22 protein-coding genes are annotated in these 21,685 nt (G+C 51.2%); 13 read left to right on the top strand and 9 right to left on the bottom strand.

Going from position 1 to position 21,685, the window contains the following annotated elements; translation table 11 throughout:
- Positions 1-2: 2 nt before the first annotated feature.
- The 5 genes from thiH to HYT76_08150 all read right to left on the bottom strand — a co-directional run bounded on the left by thiH (position 3) and on the right by HYT76_08150 (position 3,858).
- Positions 3-1,007: a 2-iminoacetate synthase ThiH gene (gene thiH, locus HYT76_08170; protein MBI2083532.1), complete on the bottom strand. Its 1,005-nt coding sequence runs from the start codon at positions 1,005-1,007 to the stop codon at positions 3-5.
- Entirely contained in the window at positions 994-1,764 is a 771-nt protein-coding gene (locus tag HYT76_08165; protein MBI2083531.1) for a thiazole synthase, read from the bottom strand. The genes thiH and HYT76_08165 overlap by 14 nt, the downstream gene beginning before the upstream one ends.
- A 69-nt stretch (positions 1,765-1,833) precedes the next feature.
- Complete coding sequence (gene thiS / locus HYT76_08160; GenBank protein MBI2083530.1) at positions 1,834-2,037, bottom strand: sulfur carrier protein ThiS; 204 nt, start codon at positions 2,035-2,037, stop codon at positions 1,834-1,836.
- A gap of 204 nt (positions 2,038-2,241) precedes the next feature.
- Complete coding sequence (locus HYT76_08155) at positions 2,242-3,021, bottom strand: hypothetical protein (protein MBI2083529.1); 780 nt, start codon at positions 3,019-3,021, stop codon at positions 2,242-2,244.
- Positions 3,022-3,108: 87 nt separating this feature from the next.
- A complete protein-coding gene (locus HYT76_08150; GenBank protein ID MBI2083528.1) occupies positions 3,109-3,858 on the bottom strand; it encodes an MBL fold metallo-hydrolase in 750 nt (249 codons plus the stop codon).
- A 199-nt stretch (positions 3,859-4,057) separates the two neighbouring features.
- Here HYT76_08150 and alr point away from each other — a divergent pair, with 199 nt between their 5' ends.
- From alr to HYT76_08100, 10 genes are all read left to right on the top strand, one after another.
- Positions 4,058-5,179 (top strand): alanine racemase, encoded by a 1,122-nt coding sequence (gene alr, locus HYT76_08145; protein MBI2083527.1) that lies wholly within the window; start codon positions 4,058-4,060, stop codon positions 5,177-5,179.
- Entirely contained in the window at positions 5,115-5,951 is an 837-nt protein-coding gene (locus HYT76_08140; protein MBI2083526.1) for an ABC transporter permease, read from the top strand. The genes alr and HYT76_08140 overlap by 65 nt, the downstream gene beginning before the upstream one ends.
- On the top strand, positions 5,951-6,676 hold the full coding sequence (locus tag HYT76_08135) for an ABC transporter ATP-binding protein (protein MBI2083525.1): 726 nt from the start codon (positions 5,951-5,953) through the stop codon (positions 6,674-6,676). Before HYT76_08140 ends, HYT76_08135 begins: the two co-directional genes overlap by 1 nt.
- Positions 6,673-7,941, top strand: coding sequence for an MCE family protein (locus HYT76_08130; GenBank protein MBI2083524.1), 1,269 nt, complete (start codon positions 6,673-6,675; stop codon positions 7,939-7,941). Before HYT76_08135 ends, HYT76_08130 begins: the two co-directional genes overlap by 4 nt.
- An 11-nt stretch (positions 7,942-7,952) precedes the next feature.
- Positions 7,953-9,584 carry a bifunctional phosphoribosylaminoimidazolecarboxamide formyltransferase/IMP cyclohydrolase gene (gene purH, locus HYT76_08125; GenBank protein ID MBI2083523.1) on the top strand — a complete coding sequence of 544 codons (1,632 nt, stop codon included), beginning with the start codon at positions 7,953-7,955 and terminating at the stop codon, positions 9,582-9,584.
- A 37-nt stretch (positions 9,585-9,621) separates the two neighbouring features.
- A complete protein-coding gene (locus HYT76_08120) occupies positions 9,622-10,845 on the top strand; it encodes a hypothetical protein (GenBank protein ID MBI2083522.1) in 1,224 nt (407 codons plus the stop codon).
- 21 nt (positions 10,846-10,866) lie between these two features.
- Positions 10,867-12,138 carry a phosphoribosylamine--glycine ligase gene (gene purD, locus HYT76_08115; protein ID MBI2083521.1) on the top strand — a complete coding sequence of 424 codons (1,272 nt, stop codon included), beginning with the start codon at positions 10,867-10,869 and terminating at the stop codon, positions 12,136-12,138.
- 153 nt (positions 12,139-12,291) lie between these two features.
- Positions 12,292-12,801, top strand: a complete 510-nt coding sequence (purE, locus tag HYT76_08110) for a 5-(carboxyamino)imidazole ribonucleotide mutase (GenBank protein ID MBI2083520.1) — start codon at positions 12,292-12,294, stop codon at positions 12,799-12,801.
- Positions 12,798-13,445, top strand: coding sequence for a threonylcarbamoyl-AMP synthase (locus tag HYT76_08105; GenBank protein MBI2083519.1), 648 nt, complete (start codon positions 12,798-12,800; stop codon positions 13,443-13,445). The genes purE and HYT76_08105 overlap by 4 nt, the downstream gene beginning before the upstream one ends.
- Positions 13,442-14,746 (top strand): DUF1015 domain-containing protein, encoded by a 1,305-nt coding sequence (locus HYT76_08100; GenBank protein MBI2083518.1) that lies wholly within the window; start codon positions 13,442-13,444, stop codon positions 14,744-14,746. The genes HYT76_08105 and HYT76_08100 overlap by 4 nt, the downstream gene beginning before the upstream one ends.
- Here HYT76_08100 and HYT76_08095 read toward each other — a convergent pair.
- A complete protein-coding gene (locus tag HYT76_08095) occupies positions 14,710-15,030 on the bottom strand; it encodes a DUF721 domain-containing protein (GenBank protein ID MBI2083517.1) in 321 nt (106 codons plus the stop codon). The two genes, HYT76_08100 and HYT76_08095, sit on opposite strands and share 37 nt — an antisense overlap.
- Positions 15,031-15,067: 37 nt before the next feature.
- On the opposite strand from HYT76_08095, the gene dksA reads away from it, so the two are divergent.
- Complete coding sequence (dksA, locus tag HYT76_08090; GenBank protein MBI2083516.1) at positions 15,068-15,433, top strand: RNA polymerase-binding protein DksA; 366 nt, start codon at positions 15,068-15,070, stop codon at positions 15,431-15,433.
- A 7-nt stretch (positions 15,434-15,440) separates the two neighbouring features.
- Here dksA and HYT76_08085 read toward each other — a convergent pair whose 3' ends face one another.
- Together HYT76_08085 and HYT76_08080 are read right to left on the bottom strand one after the other, a co-directional pair.
- Positions 15,441-17,282 (bottom strand): ATP-dependent helicase, encoded by a 1,842-nt coding sequence (locus HYT76_08085; GenBank protein MBI2083515.1) that lies wholly within the window; start codon positions 17,280-17,282, stop codon positions 15,441-15,443.
- Position 17,283: 1 nt separating this feature from the next.
- Complete coding sequence (locus HYT76_08080; GenBank protein MBI2083514.1) at positions 17,284-17,688, bottom strand: Rieske 2Fe-2S domain-containing protein; 405 nt, start codon at positions 17,686-17,688, stop codon at positions 17,284-17,286.
- Positions 17,689-17,717: 29 nt separating this feature from the next.
- Between HYT76_08080 and HYT76_08075 the strand changes: the two genes are divergently transcribed.
- Positions 17,718-18,641, top strand: coding sequence for a PhnD/SsuA/transferrin family substrate-binding protein (locus HYT76_08075; protein ID MBI2083513.1), 924 nt, complete (start codon positions 17,718-17,720; stop codon positions 18,639-18,641).
- Entirely contained in the window at positions 18,638-20,011 is a 1,374-nt protein-coding gene (locus tag HYT76_08070; GenBank protein MBI2083512.1) for a HAMP domain-containing protein, read from the top strand. Before HYT76_08075 ends, HYT76_08070 begins: the two co-directional genes overlap by 4 nt.
- On the opposite strand, the gene HYT76_08065 is transcribed toward HYT76_08070, so the two are convergent.
- A complete protein-coding gene (locus tag HYT76_08065) occupies positions 19,989-21,665 on the bottom strand; it encodes a carbon starvation protein A (GenBank protein MBI2083511.1) in 1,677 nt (558 codons plus the stop codon). The genes HYT76_08070 and HYT76_08065 overlap by 23 nt on opposite strands.
- Positions 21,666-21,685: the final 20 nt, after the last annotated feature.

Genomic DNA, 21,685 nt, shown 5'->3' with positions numbered 1-21,685 from the left:
TCCTATAGTATATTCTCCCAATCCTTCCAGACCGGTTCATATCCTCGTGAAGAGATCGCTGCAGCGACCTCATCTGCCGTTCGCTTATCTTCGATCCTGAATTGTTCTTCCGCCTCTTTCGGGTTCAGATACCCCCCTGGCTCTGTTCGGGAGCCGGCGCTCATATGAGTGACACCGACAGAAATCAGTTGGTCTCGGAATTCGGATGATTCGCGCGTTGACAGGACGATACCGACATCTGGCAGTGCGAGCCGAACGAGACAGATCATTTGAAGATACTTCTCATTAGAGACAGGAGAGGGGGCCTCATAGTCACTGGCACAGGGACGGAGTCGCGGAAGACTGATCGTAAACTCCGTCTGCCAATATTTTTTCTTCATGTCACGAATATGTTGGATCAATCGCGCCAGGTCTTCCTGCCAGTCAGAAAGGCCGACGAGAATTCCCATGCCGATTCGTCGGACACCTGCGCGGGCGGCATTCTCAGGGGCCTGTAGGCGTCGCTCAAAGCTCTTTTTGGGGCCTGCGAGATGCACCTCCTGATACCGTTTTTGATCATAGGTCTCCTGATAAATCACCACGCCATCGACCCCTGCCTGCACGAGTTCCCGATAATCGTCTTCTACAAAAGGGGCCACTTCGATAGAGAGCGAGGCCAGCTTTGGTTTCAAGTGGTTTGCGATTTCCTTCAGATATTTGGGAGAGACGATGCGGGGATGTTCCCCGGAGACGAGGAGGAGGTGTTTGAATCCTTGGTTGAGGAGGTGCTCCGCCTCTCGAACTGTGTCATCGACCGAAAGGGTCTTTCGTGTAATCTTGTTTTCCAGACTGAAGCCACAATATCGGCAAATATCGATGCATTCATTGGAGAGATAGAGGGGCGCATAGAGCTGGATCGTGCGGCCAAAGCGCTGACGGGTGAGTCTTCCTGCCTGTTCCAAAATCCCCCCCTCGGTCCCCCTCTTTGACAAAGAGGGGGAAGGGGGAGATTTTTCATGAAGTGCCATAAATCACTCCCTGCAGTGGACTGGATGCTTCTGCTTTTAATTTTTCTTCCGCTTTCCCTGCGAGAAAGCCTTTTCTTCCGGCCTCTACGCCGAGCCGAAACGCCTCTGCCATGGCGATCGGATCCTCGGCGGTAGCAATGGCGGTGTTCACTAATACGGCATCGGCCCCCATCTCCATCGCCTCACAGGCGTGTGAGGGGGAACCGAGACCGGCATCAACAATAACAGGCACTGTCGCCTGTTCGATAATGATTCGAATCGCCTCGCGCATCTTGAGCCCTCTACCCGAACCGATCGGTGCGGCGAGAGGCATGACAGTGGGGCAGCCAATGTCCGCCAGCCTGTGCGCAAGGACCGGATCGGCATGGATGTAGGGAAAGACCACAAAACCTTCCTGGACGAGCTGTTCAGCCGCCTTCAATGTTTCAATTGGATCCGGCAGGAGATACTGTGGATCTGGAATCACCTCGAGCTTCAGCCATTTCCCAAGTCCTGCCTCGCGGGCGAGATGGGCGAGGAGGATCGCCTCCTTGGAGTCCCGTGCCCCTGAGGTATTCGGGAGGAGGGTGAATCGGTTTCGATCGATAAATCTCAGGATATCTTTCTCCGGCTGGGCGATATCGATGCGTCGAAGGGCCACCGTGATAATTTCCGTCCCTGAGGCCTCGAGACTCTCTCTCATCACCTCACCGGATGGGAATTTGCCGGTGCCAACCAATAAGCGACTGGAGAAGGATTTGTCTGCAATGAGAAGAATATCTTTTTTCATTTTTAAAATCTCCCCCTTCCCCCTCTTTGTCAAAGAGGGGGACCGAGGGGGGGATTGTTATCCCCCCCCCACAGGTCGTACAACTTCGATGCGATCCCCTTCATGAATCTCTCGTGTAATGACTTCAGAGTTAGGTACGATCTCGTTATTGATCGCAACAGCGACAGCTTGATTTTTAATTCTCAAGAACTCGAGGAGTTTTTGAACAGTTTGCTGACTCTCGATTTGTTTTTCTTCCCCATTGATTTGGACCGATATCACTCTTGGCCTCCCTACGCCGGCATTACCCGGTTCCGCCTTCGCTAAAGCTTTGGCGGAATAAGAGCCTCTAAGCTCGTTGCTTTTGCTCCTCGCTAAGAGGCTCTAACAGGTTCAAAGGGTATCATCTCAGCCCTTCGACTCTCCGCCTCAGGCGGATCGCTCAGGGCACCCCTGTAAAGACGTTCACGTGGTAACAAAAGCAGATTAGGTTGTCAATTCAGTGGAATTGGATTTCAGGAGGTGAAATCCACCCATCAAAAAGGCGACTCCCAACGCGATCGGACCGATTAATCTCAGGATTCCCGCACGAAAGACAGGATCAAAGTAGCGTTGGCCACACAGAACCCCTGGGGTCTGAGCTGACGCACCAGCAATGACCTCTTCCGTTCGACAGAGGGTGGCGAGATGCAACCAGTCTCTATAGAGGCGCGCAAAGACATTTTCCCCTAGTTTGCCGATTTCATCGGGTCCCAGACTTCGGGCGACGACTCTTTCTGAAAGATCGTCAATATCTTGGACATTCAAGACCTTGCGAAAGGCGGCGAGTTGCTGATCGGCAATTGCAGGGGCGCTACCACAAAGTCCAAACAGCGCCCTCCAACTTGCCCGCAGGTTATCCAAGGCGGTATCGAGTTCGCCTAAAAGGGTAGTGCCATCGACGATTGGTCGATGGATCTGAGTCAGCAGATTCACCCGATAGGTCTGATGGACGGCAAGGTGGTATCGGATCCCGGCCACCAGATCGGCAGCCCTTTTGTCAGGATCGGTGAAGAGATGGAAGATCCATCGATATTGTCCATGACGACCCTGATGCTGAAGATGGGTGGATAGGTATACCGCCCCTTTTTCGACTAACTCTGGACTTCCACCGGACAGGGCAAGGGAGGCATGATTGATCCCATCAAGGTGATGGGAGCCGAGATGATCGGTCCAAACTGACGCGAAGGCAGCGCGTGCCACATCCCCTGCTGTGACATCAGCCATACGTCACCCCATATCTTATTTCATTCCGCCTGGGAATGAAAATCATGCCTACCTGTTGATTCCTTCGGAGGGGGTGAAGGAATGTTGCTACATTTGAAAGGATTCCCCCGGTTTCAGGATCTGCACCTTTTTCGCGATCCCTTTTTCGGCGACCAGCCTTTCGAGCCACTCGATCGGTTCGTTCAGCGGTTCCGTCGAGAGTTGGAATGTCCCCCAGTGGATCGGGATCATCTGTTTCGCCTCAATCTCCTCGAAAATCTGAATCGCCTCCGCGGGACTGATATGGCGCTTTTTCATGAACCACTCCGGTTGGTAGCAACCGATCGGCATCAGGGCCATGTCAATCCCCTCTGACGTGAGCTCTTTAAAATCAGACCGGTAGGCGGTGTCGCCAGGGAAGAAGATTTTGTGTCCATTGAGATTGATGAGATAGCCGTTACATTTGGTGTATCGAAATGGGAGGATTCGAAACCCATAATGGGCGACAGGAAAGGCTTTTACAGTGAGATCTTTTGCGACTGAAAATGTCTCTCCTGTTTTGAGTTCCATGACCGGATTTTTCAATGTTTTCGAAACAAGTTTTTTTAGTTCCGGTGGGACAATTACGGGAACCCGAGAAGGGATGTACTTAAATGAAGGAAGATCGAGATGGTCGTAATGGGCATGAGAGATCAGGATCGCTGAAAGTGGAGGGAGATCTCCGGGATTGATCGGTAGAGGGGATTGCCTTTTGAGCCAAAAAATTCGATTGCTCAAAACCGGATCGGTCAGGAGGGTTACTCCATTGGATTCGATCAAAACGGTTGCGTGGCCTAAAAAGCTAATTTTCAGCGACATCTTCTTGAATTCGGCTACTTATCTTTACTACTCAGGGGGAGATACCGCTCTCCCCCTGAAACCCCCATCTAGTACACCACTTTATCATTGCTCACTCCGTCGCCCCAACAGGCAAAGCCTGATTGGGGCTTACTCGTTCGCTATTGAATTCTTGAATTTGCCTGCTTATCTGTTAATAACCGGAACGGCAACAAAAACAATGTCACGCGATACACCAACATCTGTTGAGATCGATCTGGGGGCGTTGCGCCACAATTTCCAATTTTTGAAAAAGGGGATTGGTGCGACGAAGGCGCTCGTCGTGGTCAAGTCGGACGCTTACGGTCATGGGGCGGTGCCGGTCTCCAGGACCCTTCAGTCCGTCGGGGCAGATCTCTTCGGTGTCGGGACCGTCGATGAAGGGGTTCTGCTGCGTGAGGCGGGGATCAAGAAACCGATTTTGGTCCTGCTCGGTCTGATCGAAGGGAAGTTTTCGGAACTCCTTCGCTATCAACTGACCCCTGTCCTTTATGATTTTGCGGTCGCCCGCTCGCTGCATCAGTATCTGGAGGGACGCAGAGAGTCCCTCGAGGTCCATATTAAAGTCGATACCGGGATGACGCGGCTCGGTCTCTTGCCGGAGGATCTGCCGGGGTTTCTCGATGAACTCAGCTGTTTTTCTACGATCAAACCGGTTGGGTTGATCTCCCATTTGGCCGATGCCGACAATGAAGAATTTTCAAAACAGCAGGCGCTTCGATTTGAAAAGGGGCGGGTGGAGTTTGAAAAACGATTCCCGAAACCTTTTTGTCATATCGGGAACAGCCTCGCGGCGCTGGATAAGCGTTATCTCAATTACGACGCCGTTCGTTTAGGGATTGTGCTCTACGGTTCTTATCCGGTGACACGTCAGAGGCGGCAAAACCAGCTCAAGCCGGTGATGCAATGGAAGAGCCGGCTTGTTTCTATTAAAAAGGTTCCCAAGGGGACACCGGTCAGCTATCTCAGAAGCTTTACGACGAGACGGGCGACACGGATCGGTGTGGTTCCTGTCGGATATGCCGATGGTTATCATCGATTGCTTTCGAACCGGGCTTTTGTTCTTGTCGATGGGGTCAGAGTCCCTGTAGCTGGGACTGTCTGTATGGATATGTTTATGGTCGATCTTTACAATGTCCCATCGGCACGAGTCGGAAGTGAGGTTGTCTTGTTGGGAAATCAGGGGCGTGAAGTGATTACGGCTGACGAAGTAGCGAAATGGGCGGAGACAATTCCTTATGAAATCACTTGTCAGGTGGCACAACGGATCCCTCGATCCTATATTGATTCAGAGAGGCGTTAAGGCGCTCGGTCGACGTCTTCTGAAAACCCTCGAAGAGCTCGGGGAGTTTTTTATCTTTTTTTTGTCCATCTTCCGGTGGATTTTTCGACCTCCCTTCCGACACGAGCAGCTTTTCAAGCAGATGGAGTTCATCGGTGTTCGCTCCCTTCCGATCATTGTTTTGACGGCGACCTTTACCGGAATGGTTTTTGCGCTTCAGACCGGGTACACCTTCCGGCTTTTTAATGCCGAATCGCTTGTCGGGACGACAGTCGGGATGTCTCTCTCGCGGGAGATCGGGCCTGTCTTTACAGCGCTTATGGTGGTGGCACGGGCCGGTTCTGCGATGGCGGCGGAGATTGGGACGATGAAGGTCACCGAACAGGTGGAGGCGCTTCGCGCGATGGCGGTCAGTCCGATCCAATATCTGGTTTTGCCCCGCGTGATCGCCGGATTTTTCATGCTTCCGCTGCTGGCAGGTGTTTTTACGTTCGTCGGTGTCGTTGGGGCCTATCTCGTTTCGGTCTATCTTTTGCAAATACCTGAAGCGGCCTTTGTGAATCGGCTTGTTTATTATGTCGATGCCAATGATTTTGTGGGTGGCCTTATCAAGGCAGCGGCGTTTGGATTTAGCCTCTCTCTGATTAGCTGTCATCAAGGCTACAGGACGTACGGGGGGGCGGAAGGGGTCGGCCGTTCGACAACGCGTGCCGTGGTTATTTCTTCAGTGACGATTCTTGTCCTTAATTATTTTCTTTCAACCCTGATTATAGAATTTCTACCGGACTTCTGATGATCCAGATTAAGGACCTCTTCAAAACTTTTCGAGATCAGGATGTCCTTCGGGGGGTCAATCTGGAGATTCCACGAGGGAAGATTACCGTTATTTTGGGAACCTCGGGAGAGGGGAAGACGGTTCTCCTGAAGCACCTGATCGGATTTTATCGTCCTGATCGAGGGCAGGTGGTTATTGAAGGGACAGATATTTCGCGGCTCTCTGAAACGGAACTGAACGATTTCCGGCGACGATTTGGAATGCTCTTTCAGGAGGGGGCGCTTTTTGATTCACTGACCGTCGGTGAGAATATCGCCTTTCCGTTGAGAGAGCATACCTCCCTTTCAGAAGCTGAAATCAGCAAAAAAGTCCGGGAGCTCCTGGGCCACGTCAGTCTGGAGGGGGCCGAGCAAAAAATGCCGGCGGAACTTTCCGGTGGCATGAGAAAAAGAGTTGGACTGGCCCGTGCGATTGCGTTAAAACCTCAAATTATCCTCTATGATGAGCCGACAACGGGGCTCGATCCCCTCATGACTCGATCGATCAATAAATTGATTCTCGATATGGAGAAGAAATTTGGCGTGACTTCGGTGATTATCAGTCATGATATTGAGTCGGCTCTTTCGATGGGGCACAAAATTGCGATGTTGCATGAGGGAAAAATTATTGAAGAGGGGGCGCCTCAGGAGTTTCGGGTCTCACGGCATCCTTTTGTAAGGGAATTTTTGTCGGATCATCCATGAAACTTGCGTACGAAACAAAAGTCGGTCTTTTTGCGCTCATCGCGATTCTTATTATTGCCTACGCCATCATTCGTGTCGGTGATCGAGGGGCGATAAAAGGGCGAGGGTATCGCGTTTCTGTAACAATCAGTTCCGCGGAGGGGCTGACGCGCAAGACCCCCGTCGAGGTGGCTGGGATTCAGGTAGGGTATGTCGAGAGTCTGGATCTTGTGGAGGGGAGACGTGCAAGGGCGGTCTTGAGACTGGACCAACGTGTCCGACTGGGCGCTGATGCGGAGGCGACGGTTCGGACCAAGGGTTTTTTGGGGGAGACCTATGTCGATCTGGAACCTGGTGATCTGAAAAAAGGGGAGATTTCGGAGGGGGGCGAGATCCTCGTCGTGAATCCGTACACCGATGTCGGACGGATCGTCTCTGAGGCGGCAGGTTTTTTGGAGACGCTGAAGCGGTTCAGCGAGAACAACGAAGAGAATGTCCAGCGGATCCTCAGTGGCCTGGCACAATTTTCCGAAGATCTGAGCACTATCTTTTCCAGCCGAAAAGAAGAGATCAGTGAGACGATGGATCGGCTTTCGAATATTTCAAGAAAGATAGACGATGGGCGTGGGACCCTGGGGCGGCTTGTGAATGACGAGGAGATTGCTGACAATCTCAATGAGGCGGCCAAGGGTGTTTCGACGGCGGTTGGCGGTGTGAGCCGGTTTCAGATGGGTTTTGACTATCACCTCGAATATTTGGGAGTGACGAAGGATTATAAGAATTATGTGGGACTGAATCTCAAGCCAAGGCCGGACAAGTATTTCCGGCTTGAGTTTGTTGTCGATCCCCAGCCCTCTCCAGATCAGACGATTACCACAACAACAGAGACGACAGGGGGGGTCACAACAACAACGGTGACCGACGAACGTGTGATTAACCGTGATGACTTCAGGATCTCTGCGCAACTCGCGAAGAGCTTTTATGATTTTACAGTCCGAGCCGGTGTGATCGAGTCCCGAGGAGGAGCGGGTCTTGATTGGGAGCACGGTCCTTTGAAGGTTGAGTTCTCCGCCTTTGATTTCAGAACCACCGATGGCCAGCGTCCTCATCTGAAGGCACTGGGTCGCGTGAGCCTTACGAGAAATATCTTCATTGTTTCCGGTCTGGATGATTTTATCTCCCCCGAACATAACCCGGACTGGTTTGTCGGGGCGGGGCTTGCCTTGATCGATGAGGATATTAAGTCACTTTTCTCAGCGGCGACCTTAAGTGCCGCTCGACGGTAGATTTAAATTTTATGCCTCGAATTCAAAGGGCACTACTCAGTGTTTCTAACAAAAAAGGAATAGTTGAGTTCGCCCAGTTTTTAGAGAGCATTGGAATCGAGATCCTTTCGACCGGTAGAACCGCCCAGATCTTGCAGGAGAAGGGGCTTAATATTCGCGAGGTCTCCAATTATACCGGTCAGCCGGAGATCCTCGACGGTCGCGTCAAGACGCTCCATCCGAAGATCCATGGCGGTATCCTGGCGGTCAGATCCGACAAGGGGCACTTGCAAGAGATCAAGGAGTTGGGGATTTCGCTGATTGATCTCGTCGTCGTGAATCTCTATCCATTTGAAGAAACGATCCAGAAGAAGAATGTGACGCTCCAGGAGGCTATTGAGAATATCGATATTGGTGGACCGGCGATGCTTCGTGCAGCGGCGAAGAACTGGCAGGATGTCGCGGTCATTTGTGATCCGGATGATTATGCCGACCTCATTGAAGAGTTGAAGCAGAGAAAAGGGGAGATCTCCAAGGAGACAAGTTTCAGGCTTTCAAAAAAGGTCTTTGCCCTGACCTCTAGGTACGATGGGGCGGTCGCTGCCTACTTCTCGGGGGGGCGTGAAGAGGAATTCCCGGAAGTTTTTTCGCTTCAGGCAGAGAAGATTCAGGATCTGCGCTATGGGGAGAATCCGCATCAGAAGGCGGCGTTTTATAAGGCTGTAGGGGCGACCGGCCGGTCGCCCCTACAGGAGGCTTCCGTTACATCATCCAAACAGCTCCACGGCAAGGAGCTCTCGTTTAACAACATCCTCGATCTCGATGCAACGATTGAACTGGTGAAGGAGTTTGAGGCGCCGGCCTGTGTGATTGTGAAACACACGAATCCGTGTGGGGTGGCTGTTGGCACGATCGCGAATCGCGATCGCGATCGAGGAACGTGCCGACAGCTCTTTGTTGAGGCACGTTCCTGTGACCCCCTCTCCGCCTTTGGGGGGATTATCGGGTTTAACAGGGAAGTGGATCTTGAAACAGCGGAGGAGATCGGGAAGGATTTTTATGAATGTGTGGTGGCGCCGGGGTTTTCGGAGGAGGCGCTAGAGATTTTGAAGGCCAAGAAAAATATTCGTCTAATGCAAATCCCCCCTTACCCCCCTTTGTCAAAGGGGGGCTGGGATTTCAAACGAGTGGCTGGCGGGTTGCTTGTCCAGGATCGGGATCGGATCGTCGAAGATATTCGTGGGTCAAAGGTTGTGACGAAACGTCCTCCAACTGAAGAGGAGTGGGATGCGATGGTGTTTGCCTGGAAGGTTGCGAGGCATGTGAAGTCGAATGCGATTGTGCTGGCGGGCCCGCCTTCCGAAGGCCAAGGAGAAGAGAATGGGATGTTGCGGACGTTGGGAGTTGGTGCGGGACAAATGAGTCGGGTGGATAGTGTGAGATTGGCGATATCAAAAATGGATACCCTCTCCCCTCGGCGGGAGAGGGTCTTGGCTTCCGACGCCTTTTTCCCCTTTCGTGATAATGTTGATGAGGCGGCGAAGGCCGGCGTGACGGCGATCATCCAGCCCGGAGGTTCTCTTCGCGATCAGGAATCAATCGATGCCGCCAATGAACATAAGATCGCGATGGTTTTTACCGGCATACGACATTTCAAACATTAAACGAAAACTTCCCAGCAACCTTCATGTATGGTAGTCGATGGCATTATCGATGTCGGGGGACGTCACACCGAAGATTTCCGTTTCGAAACCGGCCCATTTTTCCGTTACCTTCGCCTTGGATAACGCCATGCTTGAATATGCAAGAGATCCTTCAGCAGGTGGTGGTATTGAAATCAAAAAGACCGATTGGGATGTCTCCACATTTGTCACTCCTTTCCTGCATCCGGAGTCAAACCTTGCCCTTATCTCCTCCGGTTACAGTGCCGGTCGTTATGCGGTGGAGAGAACCATCCCGGGGAATTCAGAACCTTGGCGGTGGGCTCAGGTGGGTACCTACATCCCCTTGGCGATTGCTGGGGCCTATCTGACCCATGAGGCAGGCCATTTTCATCATGACTTTGAGGACGAAGGTCCGACCTCGGATGGAAATATTGGTTTCTACAATGCACTCTCAACGATGGGAGGGATTAATGCGAACCTCCGGGCCTCTGAGGCACTCCTGCTTCGTCCGCATGAGGGGGTGATGAGTGATATCGCCCATATTGTGCACGAAATGGACCCGCTTTTTTACGAGGTTGGTCAGGAGTTTTTTTTGTTTGATGGAACGAGATATTCTGATGGGGAAGGAGACCTGACGAGTTACCGAAAGTTCCGTCAGCAGCGAAGCGGAAGGTATGACTCCGGATCCTTGACCGCCTTGGCTGTTTGGTCCCTTGCCGATACCGGGCCGGCGGTCTACCGGACCGTTCGCTATGCACGCACTGGGGAGTCTGCCGAAAATCCCTACGGGCCCGGGAACTGGACGCTCAGGACGACCGGTGCTCTGTCACCGATCGGGGTTCGATTAGGGCTAAGGGGGTATTATTTTCTGGAGGGGCATAACCCGATGCCCTCCGCTGTCTCTGCCGAATTCTGGTCGTCGCCGACTCGCCAAGGAGGAGAAAAATCGATCTTTCCTTTTGGATTGGAGGTGGCTGGAACACGGCTCCCGTTGCCTCTGAAATTTGGGGCCTATGATGTTGCGGTCAGCGGGCGCTTTGTTTTCGCAGAACAGGATGCGAATGATTGGAAGGTTAGTGAAGATGTCCCAGAGTGGAATACCGTCATGATTGCCGGTGGAGGTGGGGTTCATTTTCAGGCCGAGGAAGGGGAGTTCTTCGTCAATGCGAGCTACAAGGAAGAGGGGTTCATCCCAGCGGAACTGTTCGGTGAGGGGTGGACCGTCCTGGTCGGGATGAATTTTTTCTTGGATCGGAATTAATTCCTACGTTATAGCCAGTCTATGAAAATCCTCGTCATCGGCTCCGGTGGTCGTGAGCATGCAATCATCTGGAAGCTCTCTCAAAGCAAACGGGTCAAAAAGATTTATGCGGCGCCGGGGAATGCTGGGATCGCCTCTTTGGCCGAGTGCGTTCCGATTGCGGCAGATGACCTGAAGGGGCTTCTTACCGTCTCGAAGGAGAAGAGGATCGATCTGGTAGTTGTCGGGCCTGAACTTCCACTGACGTTGGGGATTCAGGATTTTTTCGCAAAGGAAAAAATTCCCCTCTTCGGTCCCTCCAAGGCGGCTGCGGTTCTGGAGGGGTCAAAGGCGTTTACGAAACAACTTCTGCGTGATGCAAAAGTACCAACCGCTCAATTTGAAAGCTTTACCGATTTTGATCAGGCGGTCGACTTCCTGCAGACCCAATCTTATCCAGTTGTGATCAAGGCAGATGGACTTGCCGCAGGAAAGGGGGTCATGATCTGCAAGGATCGAAAGGAGGCGGTTGAGGCGCTGAGCCTGCTGATGAAGGGGAAGATATTTGGGGAGGCAGGAAGCTCTGTCGTCATCGAAGAATATCTGGAGGGACAGGAGGTCTCTTTTCATGTCTTGGTCGATGGGACTTCTGTCTTGCCTCTGGCAAGCTCTCAGGATCACAAGAGGGTGGGGGATCGTGATGAAGGGCCAAACACCGGTGGCATGGGGGCCTTCAGTCCAACCCCCCTTGTTTCTGTTGCGATGGAGAAGGAGATTCTCGAGAAAATTCTTGTCCCAACGCTTCAGACCCTTCAGAAACGGGGGATTGATTATCGTGGGGTCCTGTATGCCGGTCTTATGTTAACCTCTTCGGGACCAAAAATCCTGGAGTATAATGTACGACTCGGCGACCCTGAGACACAACCACTGCTGGTTCGGTTCGAAGACGACCTGATCGATCTCATGGAGAAGACAATTATCGGTCGCTTAAAAGGGGTGACGTTACACTGGAGACCTGAGAGTTCGATTTGTGTCGTGATGACGGCTCATGGTTATCCGGGGAAGGTGCAGATCGGCGATGAAATCACGGGTCTCGAGCGGGCAGAAAAGATGCCGAAGACGGTTGTCTTTCACGCAGGGACTCGGCTAGAAGGGGGAAAATATCTGACATGCGGGGGCAGGGTCCTCGGTCTGACAAGTTGGGGGAAGGACTTGAGAGAGGCGCGTGAGCGTGCATATGATGCGTGTGAGAAGATTTATTGGAGAGGGGTGCATTACCGGAAAGACATAGGATGGAAAGAATCAATGGAATAAGGTTCGATGGGGGTTGTCAGGGGGAGAGTGGGATCTCCCCATGACTAAAGCGAGCATCTGGCTTTGCCAGTGCGAGCGAATCGACGCGTGTGAAAAAATATATTGGCGAGGGATGCACTATAGGAAGGATATTGGGCTAAAAGGGATAGAAATATGACTCATAGAAAACCGATTGTAGGGATCTTGATGGGGAGTGATTCAGATCTCGAGGTGATGCAAGAGACGTCCAGTGTGCTCGAGGAGTTTGGGGTGCCGAATGAAATGGTGATCGCCTCGGCGCATCGGAGTCCACGAAGGACCGCTGTTTATGCCGGTTCGGCAGAGAAGCGGGGGATTCGGATCCTGATTGCAGGTGCCGGTCATGCCGCGCATCTGGCCGGCATGGTTGCTGCCTTGACGACACTTCCGGTGATCGGAGTGCCGATTGATTCCTCGGCACTGAAGGGACTGGATTCCATTTTATCGACAGTTCAGATGCCGGGAGGGATTCCTGTAGCGACGATGGCGATCGGGAAGGCAGGGGCGAAAAATGCCGCTCTGATGGCGATCGAAATCCTCGCCTTGACCGATCGGTCACTTAAGAAAAAATTGATCCAGTATCGCAAACGGATGGAGAAGAAGCTGGAGGAGAAGGATCATCAACTCCGGCAGGCTGCGAGATGAGTCGTCTTTTAAAAATAAATCAGGAGTCTCCTGAAACTGATCTCATCCGACAGGCGGTTGGAATGATTCGAGAGGGGGCTATTTGTGCCTACCCGACGGAGACTTTTTATGGCCTGGGGGTTGATATCGGAAATGAAATGGCGATCAAGCGGCTGTTTGACCTGAAGAGGCGTGATTATGGGAATCCGATTGCCGTGATTGTCGCTGATAGGGATATGCTCGTCTCTATTGTTCAGGAGGTTCCCGATCATGCCCTGGTTCTTATGGATCTCTTTTGGCCGGGCCCGCTCACGATTCTGTTTCGAACGAACAAACAGGTATCACGACAATTAACAACCAACACCGGCAAAATCGGGATTCGAATTTCTTCTCATCCTGTTGCGACCGCCCTTGTGAAAGGGCTTGGGAGGCCTTTAAGCACCACGTCGGCGAATCTCTCAGGTTTTCCTCCGTCGACAGACCCAAAACATGTCCGAAGCTATTTTGGAGACAAGGTTGATTTGGTTGTCGATGGGGGGGAGCTTTCTCCCTCTCTCGGTTCGACAGTTGTCGATGTGACCGAGGAGAAGATTGCGATCATCCGGGAAGGGGTCATTCCCGCCGACATGATTTTTAAACATTTTGAGAAAGAAGAGGCGATTTGAAAAACCAAACCCAAAAAATCGCCCCCTTTCGTGCCCTTCGCTACTCGCGCGAGAAGGTTCGTGATCTGTCTCAGGTGATTGCCCCCCCTTACGATGTGATTTCCGGTGAGTTACAAAGACACCTTTATGAGCAGAATCCCTACAATGTGATCCGATTGGAATTAGGGGAGAGAAGCGAGACCGATTCTTCAAAAGACAATCGCTACACAAGATCGGCACATGATTTTGGAGAATGGATCCAGAATGGCATCCTCGCTCGTGATTCGGACCCCTCTTTTTATCTCTATCAGCAGGAGTTCACGACTGAGGGGGAGAAGAGGTGGAGACGACGTGGGTTTTTTGCCTTGAGAAGACTGGAAGAATTTGGCGGTGCCGTTCGTCCCCATGAGACGACAATGGAGGGGCCCAAAAAAGATCGTCTTCAGCTCATGCAGGCCTGTCATGCGAATTTCAGTCCGATTTTTATGATTTATCCCGATCCCAAGCGAGAGATTGTTTCCTCTCTAGAGCCTTTTTATAATACAGAGCCGATTATTGATATTGTCGATCGTGATTCGGTCTGTCATCAGCTCTGGCAGGTGAAGGATCCGGAAATCTTAAGGGCAGTTTCTGAGAAGATGGAACAGAAGACCTTGCTGATTGCAGATGGTCATCATCGTTACGAGGTGGGTTTGGCCTACCGGAGGGAGATGCTTCAAAAATACCCGAAGGCCGATTCCCAGGCCCCGTTTCATTATATCCTGACCTATTTTAATGAAATGGATGATCCGGGCTTGATTATTTTCCCGACTCATCGGGTTGTATTGAAGCAAGCGGCCCTCGATTCCTCCAGGATTTTGACGCAACTTCGGGGAGAATTTGAGATCGAATCATTTCAATCAAAAAACCGGACCGAGTTTCTTCAAGCCTTGGAAGAACTGAAAGGCCATGGGAGCGGTTTTGGATTGGTGATGTCACGGGACCAAAAATACCACCTCGTTACTTCTCAAAAATCGAAAGGGGTCCTGGATGTGATTCAGGTTCACGAAACTCTTTTCCGAAAAATCCTCGGTATTAGCGAGCAAGAGGAGAGGAATCCAGAAAGGGTTTCTTATGTGAAAGAAGAGGCGGCTCTGTTCAAGATGGTGGAAGAATCATCAGAGAGCGTCGGCATTCTCCTCAATGCGCCGAGAACGCAGGAGGTGATTGAGGCGGCTGAAAGAGGTGTCATCCTTCCTCCGAAGTCGACTTATTTTTACCCAAAACTTGTTACGGGCCTTGTCTTTCACCGGATTCGTCCGGAAGAAACGGTTTCGATCTGAAAACGGATTTCACGAATCAATGGAAATTCTGACTGAATTTTCTCCAGCAGTTCACATTGAAGCAGCTGGAGCTCATTGGCCCATGCCGGGCTCGAAACACCGATCCAAAGTGTCGAAGACTGGATTCTCAAGGGGTGTGTTTTACGCGCGAGGGGTTCGCCGACGATCTTTGGCCACTTCTCCTGCAGTGACCAGACAGTCATCTTGTTATCAACCCTCCACTGCTTCATAGCGGAGGGGAGGATCGAGCCTAACTGCTCTAATTTATTACTCTTTTTTCGCATTGACAAAAAACCATGAAGAATTCAATATGCCCCACTTATGAACAAAAAAGAACTCAAGCGTTTTAAGGAAATTCTGTTAGGACGTCAAAAGGAGATTTTGCAGGCGGCCGAAGCGACGAAAGAAAAAGGGATCGGTTTCTCCACGGATGATCTCCCTGATGAGGTCGATCTGGCAAGCTCCGAATCGGATCAGTCGATGAATTTGAGACTTCGGGATCGTGAGCGCGTTCTTTACCAAAAAATCGAAAAAGCGCTTCAGAAGATTGAGGCGGGGGAGTACGGGGTTTGTGAGCGGTGTGGAGAGGATATCGATCTTCGCCGACTTGAAGCACGTCCAGTCACAGATCTTTGTATTCGGTGCAAAGAAGAAGAGGAGCGCTTTGAGCGAACGATGGCTGAGTAGTTCCTTTTTAACCTAACGATTTTAATAGGCCACTCCAAGTCTTTAAGTTCCCTTTAGTTTTATTTGAATCAACAAGTGGAAGAATCAACTTATCTTTTGCCCGTGTCATAGCGACATAAAGAAGCCTTTTTGATTCCTCTTCCTCCGCGCGGCGTTCTTTTTCCTCAAGCTCCTCAAAAAGTTCTGTTTTTTTAAGTTTATTTTTGAGTCCTGCCGCCTCCGTTTCTTTCTCCTTAAAAATAATTCCCAGCTCGGGATGTTCGAGATAAGGGGGACGAGCGGTCGAGGGACGTCCGGCGAGATCACACAGGACAACCACCGGAAACTCGAGACCCTTTGCCCCATGGACAGTCAAGAGCCGGACCCCCGGTTCGTTTGTATCTGGCGCTGGGCAAGGGATCCGCGCCTCCTCGTTTCTTAAGGTCTGTAGCGTCTTCAGAAGTTCTCCCAAATGGGTCGAGGGCTCTGCCTTCAGGAGTTTGAGAATCAGTTCACAAAAGGTCTCGATATTTTTCGAAGCAGGGATTTTCTCAAAAAATTTTTGAATCCAATCTTCCAATCGTTCTTCTTTTGGTGCTGAAATGGTGAGATCTTTCAGTGGAGAGTAAGACAACGCCAGATTGGCGAGTTTATCCTTCGGTTCGAGAAGCCTTTTCAGGAAAAGGCTGACTAAAATCACCTCAGCGTTTTCGAGAAGCGGTTCTCCACTGGCGGATTGGAATGGGATTCCCTCGACACGGAAGACTTTTTCAAACTGGGGCATCGCGCGACGTGTCCGAAAAAGGAGCGCGATCTGGTTCCAGTCGATCCCCTGATTGTGAAAAAGCTTGAGGGTCGTTGCTATTTGACCTGCCTCCTCGATTCTTTGTTGTTCCAGTGACTCCTGTTTCAAGGGGATTCGATGAATTACCTGAGAGTTTTGAGAAGGGCGTTTGGCAAACATCGGGCGTGGAAAATCAGGAAAGAGCGTCGGTGCCAATCGATTGACGAAATCAATGATTGCTGGTGTGGAGCGGAAATTTTCGTCGAGGTGGAAAATTCTTCCATTGGAGGCCTCGATCCGCTTGATCGCCTTCCAAAAGAGTTCAGGGCGCGCACCGCGGAACCGATAGATTGATTGACGAGGGTCTCCGACGATGACGAGGTGATTCAGCCCGGGTTCATGGAGAGACTTAATAATTTCCCATTGGATCGGGCTTGTGTCCTGAAACTCATCAACAAAGATCCACTGAAATTCGTTTTGAATTTTTTTTTGGATCTCTTTTTGCCGAAGCAGGGCGAGGCCATAAGTCTCCAGATCATCGAAATCAAGATAGGAGCCGGCTCTTTTTTTCTCCTGATAAGCCGATCGAAGGTTCGCAATAATCCATCTGTAAGGGTGATCCTCTTCGACCTGTTTTGAAAGAAGTTCCGTCGCGAGGCGGATCGATCGATGGTAACCGAAATGATTGACAAACCGCAGCGTTTCCTCGTTTTTTTCTTTTAATGACCTTGTCAGCAACTCTTCGACAATCCTTAATTTTTGGAGACCCGCGAGCGTCTCCTCGAGGATTTTGAAATCAGGGTTCAGATCTAAGACTTTTCCATTGTCTCTAAGCAACAGGGCGAGTGTCGCATGGATCGTTCCGACAGATAGAGAAGGGGCGTTAATCCTTGTTCGAAGCTCCAAGGCGGCCTTTTCTGAAAAGGTCACGAGGAGGATCCGACTCAACGGGACCTTATGTGTGGAGACGAGCCAGGCCAGTTTCTGAACCAGGACGAAGGTTTTGCCGGAGCCCGGGGCTGCGATGATTCCCGAGTCACCCAGAAATTCGATCGCTTCTCTCTGAAGAGGGGTTACGGAGGGCATGTTAGAGTTTTAACCAGATCTCATTCTCATTTCGGATCTCAACCTCAAATTTTTTTACCGCAACATCAGGTTGACCTTTGACACAGGCCCCTGTCCGGAGGTCAAATTTCCAGTTATGATTCGCACATTGAACAACAAATCCCTCCAGAGTTCCCTTATAGAGTGGGTATTCAGCATGAGGACAGGCGTCCTTAATTGCGTGAAAATTTCCATCCACATTGAAGACAGCAATGTTAAAATGAGCGAGCAAAATCTGTTTGGAACGGCCGGGGGGGATTTCGGAGACCTTGCCGACATAAACCCCTTTTGAATAATCCGGTTGAATCCTCCGTTCCTTGGGGACATAGTGGAGGCCAAAGGGACGGGGCGCGTTGACTTCATTTTCGGAGTTTCTTTTCTTGGCCATGGGGGGAACATAACAGATTCGAGGTTTATATGAACAGGGTGATTTTTGTTCTCCTTTCTCTTGTCCTTGTCGTTGCAACAATCTCACTCGTGACTTTTTTTGGGACCCCTTCGGGGTTTCAGACTACCTTTCATCTCAAACAGGATAAGAATACGGTTCTTTTTGCGGTGAGTCCCTGGGGGGATTCTAAAAAAATGAAAGAAGTTTACGATCCGCTTCTCAATTTTATTGGCCAAAAAGTGGGGAAGAAATTTCAGCTTCTTGTCATGGAGGATTATGATTCGGCCATTGAGGCGATTGTCGAAGGGGATATTGATATCTTTGTCCTTCCACCGGTCAGTTATGTTGTCGCCAGGGAACGTGAACCGAACCTCCAGTATATTTCTACTCAGGTTCGGGAACGCGAAGGAGGGAGTTTTGCTACCTATAAAGGGTATCTTGTTGCCCTCAAATCAAGGCATGCCGGTTGGCATCTCGATGATTTTTTGAAAAGGGTGAAGGAGTTTCGTCTTGGGTTTGTGACCCGGAAATCTTCTTCAGGGTGGGCTTATCCGATGGCGATGATGAAGAAGAGAGGGGTGGATCCTCATGAGATTTTTCGAGAGGTCATTTTTTTTGAGAACCACACCCTTGTGACGGATGCGATCGCATCGGGTGAGATCGATCTGGGGGCGACATGGGAATACAACCTCGAACAGGCACGCGAAAAACATGGAGATATTTTTGAAATAGTTGAGGTGACAGGGAAGATGCCTGGAATTGCCTGGGTGGCCGCGAAAGGGGTTTCCTCTGAATTGATCCAGAAGATTCGGGAAGTACAGATGGTTCTCAATGAATCACCTCTGAAAAAAGAACTTCTGAAAGGAACGCCGGACAAGGGGTGGATGGTTTTGCCGGAGAGTGACTATGATCAGGTTCGGGAGGTTGTGAAATTCGTGGGGACCTTTGAATGAGACAACGGATCGCCGATAAGATTTTTTACGGAATCATCTCCCTTCTGGTTTTGATCTTGGGGGGGCTTGGATCGATCATCATTTATCAGCGAATTCAGGATCAACAGAAGATTCTTGATCGGGAGGTTCAGGCCACCTCAACCTACCTTGAATCAGCCCTTCCAGGTGCCCTCTTGAATCTCAATGCGAAGAAGATGCGTAAGATTATTGAAGAGGTCGCTGCGAGGACACTGCAAGTTGTCGAAATCTTCGATGAGAAGGGAGAAAGAATCTACGTCTATGAGAGGACAGATTCCCAACTGTCGTATGACCTGAAGGTAGATCGAAATCTCTATCTTGAAGGGAAATTGGTCGGAAAAATCAATATCTATTTCTCCTTGGAAGATGCCTTGCATTCCCTGCGATTTCGGGAACTCTTGAGGCTCGTTATCCTTATCTCTGCGGCGGGGCTTGTTTTGGGATTGGGGCTTTATCGACTCGTCCAGCGTCTGGTTTTAAAGCCGATCGGAGAAGCGGTTTCCTTTTCAGAGGCGTTGACCTTGGGAAACTATCACCATCGGATTCAGGTCCATGCCAAGGATGAGATGGGGCTTCTTCAGGAATCATTGAATCAAATGGCCGATTCCCTGCGTGAAGCGGTCGATAAATTGGAGACCTCTCGCCTTGAAGCCCTCGAATCCTCCCGGCTCAAAAGCGAATTTTTGGCGAATATGTCCCATGAGATCCGGACGCCACTTCATGCGATTTTGGGATTCACCGATCTTTTGCTTGAGGAAGAAAGCTTTCCCGAGAGGCGCCAGAGTCTGGAGACAGTTCGGACAAGCGCCCAGATCCTCCTGGATAATATCAATGACATTCTCGACTACTCCAAGCTTGAAGCGGCCAAGATGACTGTTCTGGAGGAAAGCTTTTCTATCGATGATCTGGTTTCCGAGATCGCCCCTCTGGTCGAGATGAGGCTTCAAGGGAAATCGGTTTCCTTCCAAACCGAGGTGGTCCCTGTCCTTAAAGGAAGCCCGATTCGGGGGGATCGGGCGCGGATTCGGCAGGTTCTCTTGAATCTGCTGATCAATGCCGCGAAATTTACCGAGAAGGGACAGATTTCGCTTCGCGTCTATCCGAATGATAAGGGGCTCGAGACGGTCTTTGAGATCGAAGACACCGGCATTGGAATCCCCTCAGATCATCATGAAAAGATCTTCGAGCCTTTTATCCAGGTTGATTCTTCCATGACCCGGAAATTTGGGGGGACAGGGCTTGGGCTTGCGATCGCGAGACGGATTGTTGAAATGATGGGGGGGCGGCTCTGGCTCACGAGTGAGCCCGGCAGGGGGTCAACTTTTTATTTTACGACGAGGTCGAGCGCTTGATGCGGAGCGATCTTACGGCATTCAGAAGAATAAAAATCGCCAGTGTGACGAGGGTTAGTGTGACGATCCCATTGATCAGACGGATATCGAGATGAAAACCTTCGGTGAGGCCGAGTTGGTAGCTGTTTGTTAGTTGACTGATAAAAGACCAGAGCGTGATCGTCCCGACAAAGAGCATCGGCAAGAGAGTGAACCAGTAACGCTTGCCACTCCGATAGAGCCAGACCGTAATACCGAGCAGTGTCAGAGCGGCGAGGAGTTGGTTGGCGGTTCCAAACAGGATCCAGAAGTGCAGCCATCCCCCCTCCGGTGCGATTCCGATCAAGAGGGCAGGGACTCCGACGGTCGCGAGAGTTGCCAGTGTCGCTGAGACAGGCCCTTTTTTCCCAGTCAGTTCCTGAAGAATATACCTTCCCAATCGGGTTGTGACATCCAACGTATCAAAGACAAAGGTTGAAAAAGCCATCGCCCCGAACGTGATCGCAAAGACCAGGTTTTCTTTTCCGATAACAAGTGTCAGAAACCGGCCGATCCCTTGACCGAAGATCGCCCCGGGTGCCCCTTTGATTTCGTTGTCTGAGAGAATAATGATTGTGGCGAGCGCGATCAGTGCGACAAAAGCCTCGAGCAGCATCGCCCCATAGCCGACCGGTCGGCAATCGGTCTCTTTATCGATCTGTTTGGAGGTGGTGCCGGAGCAGACAAGTCCGTGAAATCCGGAACAGGCGCCGCAGGCGATCGTGACAAAAAGAAACGGGAAGAGGGAACCTGTCGGACCGGCCGCCTGCCAACCCTTGAAAGGGATCTGCTGGATTGGATAACCGCCGAGAAAGATTCCGATCAGACCGACGGCCAGGGTTAGATAGAGGACAAAACCGCCCAGGTAACCTCGTGGTTGCAAGAGGAACCAGACCGGCAAGAGCGAGGCGATGAGGCAGTAGAGAAGGATAATCCCTCCCCAGGCCTTTTTACTGAGCAAGAAATAGGGGGCGAGCTCTGTTCCGTACCAGACCACCGCGAGTGTTGCCGGGACAAAGACGAGCGTCATGAGCCAGAGTGGTGGGTTCCATTTTTTTTGGATAATTCCCATCAGGATCGCGAGTGTCAAATACATCGTGCTGGCAGCAGCGACGGCGCCTCCTCTTTCAAAGCCGACCTGCATTCCGTCGAGCTCCTCGATCCGACCGACAAAGGTCGCTGCGGTGATGTCGGTGAAGGCAACGATCACATAGAGCAGGGCGAACCAGATGAATCCCAGAATCGCGAGCCAGGCCTTATGGCCAATATTCAATTTGATAATCTCCGCGATCGAGTTGCCGCGGTGTCGCACACTGGCAATCAGGGCTGAGAAATCGTGAACCGCGCCGATCAGCACCACACCAAGCCCGATCCAGAGCAGGCAAGGAAGCCAGCCGAACTGTTGGCAGGCGAGGATCGGTCCCGCGATCGGACCGGCGGCCGAGATCGCGCTGAAATGCTGGCCGAAGAGATAAAACGGCTTGGTCGGGACGAAGTCGACCCCGTCTTTCAGTTCATGGGCCGGCGTTCGTTGGTTGTTGTTTAAGGCGTACTGACGCGCGACGAGTCTCCCGTAAAATCGATAGCCAAGCCCGATCGTGATTAAAAAAATCGCTGCAAGTACCGGTAATGACATGATGTCTATAGCTCTATTTC

This window comes from Deltaproteobacteria bacterium (assembly GCA_016180845.1).
Lineage (GTDB): Bacteria > UBA10199 > UBA10199 > JACPAL01 > JACPAL01 > JACPAK01.
The sequence above is the reverse complement of the archived record's forward strand: the minus strand, read 5'-3'. Positions and strand labels throughout refer to the sequence as shown.